This window comes from Streptomyces sp. XM83C (genome assembly GCF_023072675.1).
In the GTDB taxonomy this organism is placed as follows: domain Bacteria; phylum Actinomycetota; class Actinomycetes; order Streptomycetales; family Streptomycetaceae; genus Streptomyces; species Streptomyces thermocoprophilus.
Genome location: NZ_JALLGL010000456.1, coordinates 1 through 3,410, shown reverse-complemented (window position 1 = coordinate 3,410; position 3,410 = coordinate 1). Strand labels below are relative to the sequence as shown.

Annotated in this window: 3 protein-coding genes; 2 read left to right on the top strand and 1 reads right to left on the bottom strand. The window is 73.4% G+C overall.

Annotated features, from left to right (window positions below):
- Positions 1 to 5: 5 nt before the first annotated feature.
- Entirely contained in the window at positions 6 to 1,208 is a 1,203-nt protein-coding gene (locus MTQ10_RS29105; RefSeq protein ID WP_282612720.1) for an FxsB family cyclophane-forming radical SAM/SPASM peptide maturase, read from the bottom strand.
- Positions 1,209 to 1,447: 239 nt separating this feature from the next.
- Here MTQ10_RS29105 and fxsA point away from each other — a divergent pair, with 239 nt between their 5' ends.
- On the top strand, positions 1,448 to 1,660 hold the full coding sequence (gene fxsA / locus MTQ10_RS31770; RefSeq protein ID WP_356760252.1) for an FxSxx-COOH cyclophane-containing RiPP peptide: 213 nt from the start codon (positions 1,448 to 1,450) through the stop codon (positions 1,658 to 1,660).
- Between the two features lie 146 nt (positions 1,661 to 1,806).
- Positions 1,807 to 3,410, top strand: a 1,604-nt coding sequence (locus tag MTQ10_RS29100; RefSeq protein WP_247473377.1) for an AAA family ATPase, incomplete at its 3' end; no start/stop codon positions are given.

The window sequence follows — 3,410 nt, the reverse complement described above, 5'->3', positions numbered from 1 at the left end:
GCCCATCACCGCACCCCCGGAACCGCCGCCGCCCCCCGCCGCAACCGCTCCATGTCGTCGGACACACGACGATGCACATACCGGATCAGCGCGGCCAGGTCGGGGCAGTACACGCTGGGATTGAGGTACCCCGTGCCGTCGCCCCGGTACCGGTGCGTGTAGTGGCCGCCGCCGCACACCGGCAGCAGCACGCACGCCCGGCACACCGGTGACAGCCCCGCCGCCCCCGACTGACGTACCGTCACCTCCGGATGGCGCAGCGCCCGGTCGAAGGAGTCACGCGCCACGTGCAGCCCCGTCTGCCCCGCACCGGGGGCCACCACCCGCAGCGTGTCGTCCAGCGCGATCGAACCGTCGGTCTCCACCACCACGTACCGCACCGGCTCGAGACCCAGCCCCTCCGTGCCGCCGCGACCCCCCAGCAGCAGCGAGACCAGGTCGTGCAGCACCCGCACCTCGGTCTCCCGCTCCGGGGCGCCGTACCAGCGGTCGAAGACCGCCGCCAGCCAGTCCCCGTACGGCGTGTCGGCCCGTCCGGGCACCCGGCCCGGCGGCGGTGCCGCCCAGGTGCCGAGCGGCAGCAGGAAATCCACCATGGGCGGCCGGTGCCGCAGCAGTTCCTCGTACGTGGCGACCGGATCGTTGCGCAGATCCACCGTGCACAGCAGCCCCGCGAACAGCCTCCGGTACGGGCCCTCGGTCAGCCGCCGCAGCGCCGCGGTGACCCGGCCGTGACTGCCGCGACCGTCCGGACGCACCCGGTGCCGGTCGTGCGCGGCGCGGTCGCCGTCCAGGCTCACCCCGATCCGCACGCCCAGCTCGGCCAGCAGCTCCAGCCACGCCTCGTCCAGCCGCATCGCGTTCGTCTGCACGCACACGTCGACCCGCACCCGAGGCCCGCACGCCGCCGTGATCTCCGTGACCGTCCGCCGCAGCAGCTCCCGGCCGGCCAGCAGGGGCTCCCCGCCGTGCAGGGCCACCGTCACCGCCGACAGCCGGTGCGTCCGGGCGTGCTCGGCGATCCGCCGCGCCGTCCACGCGATCACCGCCGGGGACATCGCACGCGGCTGCCGCCGCCAGCTCTGGTCCGCTGCACGGTACATGTAGCAGTAATCGCAGGAAAGATCGCAACGGCTGTGCAGTTTGAGCACGAAGGTGTGGAACGGAAAGGGGGCGGGAGTTTCCCCGAGCTCGGTTTCAGCGCCCATGTAACTCCCGTCCGATGTCCGCCCTGATCCGCCGTACGAACGTATTCGCGACAGATGCCGGTCCGCCGTGGCGCGCCGTCGTCACCGAACGCTCCCTGTGCCGCTGTTCCCGGTAGACTCCGAAGTGTGGCAGCAAGTCGGTTGTTTGACAGCCGGGTTGACCGGCCAGACCACAACTGTCCGGCATTCCTCCACACCGTGGCGGATTCTCGACGGGATCGGGGCGACAGGACCGGCCTATGGATGCACAGGGCGAGGCGCGGAACACCGTGGAATCACCGTTGATCGACCTGTCCGAATTCCCCTTCGAGGAAATCGCCGCACTCCCGGAATCCGCGCTTGTCCACGCACTGCGGCGGGTACGGGCCGAAGCGGAACACCCTGAGGTGCAGTACAACACCAACTACGAACAGGTACCCAGGACCAGCCCCCCCGGCCCCACGAGGGAGTGATCGGGGCACGGCCCGGCCGTCGCCCGGCGCCACCCGCGGGGGCGCCGCACCCCCGGGCACCGGCCGTCGCACACCCCCGCTCCCGACGGGACCGCGCACCATCGACGAAGCGAAGCGGAGCCGAGATGTCCGAGGCGGACGGCCACGTGCCAAGCCCCCGCGTGACGGTGTTCTGTTCCACTGCGGAGAACATCGGCCAGACCACCACCCTGCTCAACACCGCCGTGCTGCTGGCCCGGTCGGGACGGCGGGTCCTCGTGCTCGACGCACGCCACGCCGACACCCGCACCCGCAGCTACGTGCGTGACGTCACCCCCGGCCCCGCCCTGCTGCCGGGCACCGACGACGGCCCCGCCGTGGAGGAATGGCACCCCAGGGGCGCGGAGCATCCGGTCGGCATCGTCACCCTGAAGGGCCCCGACGCCCTCGCCGCGCTCCCCGACCCGGACCATCCCGCGTTCGCCCGCTACGACGACGTCCTCGTCGACGCGCCGCTGGTCCGCACCGACCGGCAGGCCGCCGCGCTGTCCCGGCTGCCGTCCGTCCTCGTCGTCTGCTTCACCGCCGCCTCGGCGTTCATCGAGGCCGCCGTCGAACTCGCCGAACGACTGCGCCGCGAGTCCGGCCGCCGCTTCGACGTCCTCGCACTCGCATTGCAGACCGACCCCACCCACGAGGACCAGCTGCGCCTCGCCCGCGAACGGGTGCGCGAACGGTTCGCGCCGCTCGGCGGAGACCGGCCCGTACGCAGGCTGGAGATCCCCTACCACGCCCTGTCCGAGCACAGCACCCGCCTCGGCACGGAGACCGAACCGGGCAACGGCTTCGACCAGCGGGTGCGCCCCGCACTGGAACGACTCGTCAGGGCCCTGGACGAGCCCCGCCACACCCCGCCCGCACGCGCGCTCCTCGTGCACGACCCCCGCCACGCCGTATGGGCGGAGTGGCTGCGCGACCTGCTGTGGAGCGCCCGCGTCGAAGTCACCCTGCGCACCTACGCCGACTGGCGGCCCGCACCCCCCGCCGACGACGAGGTGCTGCTCCTGCTGCCGCCGGCCGTCGCCGGCCTCCACGACGAACAGGCCCTGCGCTGGCTGTCCGACCCCGGCATCCGCGTGGTCCTCGTCGACGACGAGGAACTCCCGCGCGTCCTCGCCCACCACCAGCAGGTGGATCTGCGCCGGCTCACCGAACAGCAGGCCGTCGCACGACTGCGCGACAGCCTCACCCTGCGGTCGGGAGCCACCGGCGCCCCCCGAGGACGGCGCTTCCCCAGCCTGCCCGGCCGCACCAACATCGCCCCCCGCAACAGCGGTTTCGTCGGCCGGGAGGACCTCCTCGCCGACCTGCGGGCCGTCCTCGCCGGCCACGCCTCCGAGGGCCGGCCCTGCGTCGTCGTCGGCGCCCCCGGCATCGGCAAGAGCGAACTCCTGCGGGAGTTCGGGCACCGCTTCGGCGGCTCCTACGACGTCGTGTGGTGGATCCGCAGTGGCACCCGGGCCGAGATCCACGCCGCGCTCGGCGCCCTCGGCAACGCCCTCGGCGAACCCACCACGCAGGACGCCGCCGCCCATGTGCGCGCCCTGCGCGCCCGGGCCGACGCCGAGAGCCGGCGCTGGCTGCTCGTCTGCGACGACATCGGCGACACCGACGAGGACACCGACGACCCCGACGACAGCGGCAGTCCCGGCCGCCCCGCCGCGCAAACGCCCCCGGCCCCGCCGCGAGCTCCACACTCGCCGCATGCACC

Coding starts and splice junctions, on each gene's coding strand:
- fxsA (WP_356760252.1), top strand. CDS start 1,448: ATGGATGCACAGGGCGAGGCGCGGAACACCGTGGAATCACCGTTGATC.
- MTQ10_RS29105 (WP_282612720.1), bottom strand. CDS start 1,208: ATGGGCGCTGAAACCGAGCTCGGGGAAACTCCCGCCCCCTTTCCGTTC.